At 63.1% G+C, this 1,735-nt stretch carries 1 pseudogene; it reads left to right on the top strand.

The features are described from left to right. A pseudogene (locus FY112_RS37285) lies at window positions 1–1,735 on the top strand (AAA family ATPase); the annotation flags it as partial.

Here is a 1,735-nt window from a genome sequence, read left to right as displayed (position 1 = left end):
GCCGCACTCGATATGATCAGTCGGGCCACGCAGGTCGGCGAGCGCTGGCACGCCCGGGCCGGCGTGCCGCTGCGTCTGCATATCGGAATCAATAGCGGCCCTGTCGTTACCGGCGGCTTCGGTGCGGTCAGTACAAAATCCTATTCGGTGACCGGCGACACGGTGAACACCGCCCAACGCCTGCAATCCATGGCCGGCGAAAACGATATCCTTGTCGGGCCGCTGACCTATCGCCTCACCCGCCATGCCTTTGCCTTCGAGAGTCTCGGTGCGCAGGCGTTGCGCGGCAAAAGCGGAAACGTCCTTGTCCATCGGCTGACAGGGCTGTTGGAAGCGCCGCATGCGGCGCGCGGGCTCGAGAGTCTCGGCCTTCAGGCGCCGATGATCGGACGAGATACGGAAATGTCGCGGTTGCTGACATGCCTCGATCTTGCCTGCGGCGGGGCAGCACAGCTTGTCCGCCTGATCGGCGAAGCGGGTATCGGGAAGTCGCGGCTGGTCAATGAATTCGTCGTGATAGCCAGCAATGCCGCTCGTTTCCAGGGCCTCGCCATCCGCAAAGCGACCTGCTCTCCCCTCGGCGAACAATCCTATGGCACGCTCGGCGCGGTCGTGCGCAGCGCCTACGGCATTGGCGAGCGAGACGATCTCGATAGGGCGCGGCAATTGCTGGCAACGGGGTTTCGCGCGCTCGATCTGACGCAGGAGGAGGTCGAGGGACTTCTGCCGCTCTTTCTGCATGTCCTCGGCCTCGGCGATCCCGATGGCGCGTTGCGGTACATCGAGCCGGAGCAGCTGCGGCGGCAGATCTTCTATGCCGTCCGCACCGTCTTCGAGCGGCGACTGGCGCAAGGTCCCCTGCTGCTTGTCATTGAGGATCTGCACTGGGCGGACGCCGCCTCGCTGGAAGTGCTTCGCTTCATGATGGACCGGCTGGAACGCAGCCGGTTGATGCTGCTGGCGATCTACCGGCCGACATCGCAAACCGACCCACTGGACTCCAATCGTGTCAGCGTCACCGTGCAGCGTCTTGCCCCACTCTTTGCGGCCGACGGGCAGAAGCTGCTTGCTGCGTTTTTTGGCGTGGATCATGCCAAGTTGCCGGTGACGATGCGCAAGCGCATCCTCGACCGCGCCGGCGGCAATCCGCTTTTCATCGAAGAAATCCTTCGGGTGCTGATCGACATGGGCACGTTGCACAATGACGGCCAGCACTGGCATGTCGCAGCGGAAGACACGGATGTCGATATACCGGTGAACCTGCAAGCCCTGTTGCTTGCCCGCGTCGATCATCTGCCACAGGAGATCAGACGGCTGGCGCAAGAGGCTGCGGTGGTCGGCCCGAAATTCGATACCGCCCTGCTCCGCACCATCGCCACCGACCCAGCCGCCATCGATGCTGCATTGGATCATCTCTGCGATGCCAATATCATCGAGGAATTGCGTGGGCCCGATGCCGGCGGGTCACCGGGCTATCGCTTCAGCCAGACGCTGATGCACGATGTCATCTATCACAATCTCCTGCTGCAACGGCGCATGGAGCTTCATCAACGGGTTGGCCGGGTTCTGGAACGTCAATATGGCGCAGCGCCCGACCGGCCCGAGCACCTGGCGCAGCTCGGCCATCACTTCAGCCTGACCACCGAAAAGGCCAAGGGCGCCACCTATCTGATGGCGGCGGGCGATCTGGCGCGAAAGGCCTATGCCAATGACGATGCAATGCGCCTCTACCGTC

It is taken from the genome of Rhizobium sp. PEPV16 (assembly GCF_008919455.1).
In the GTDB taxonomy this organism is placed as follows: Bacteria; Pseudomonadota; Alphaproteobacteria; order Rhizobiales; family Rhizobiaceae; genus Rhizobium; species Rhizobium leguminosarum_Q.
This window is presented reverse-complemented; position numbering and strand designations above follow the sequence as displayed.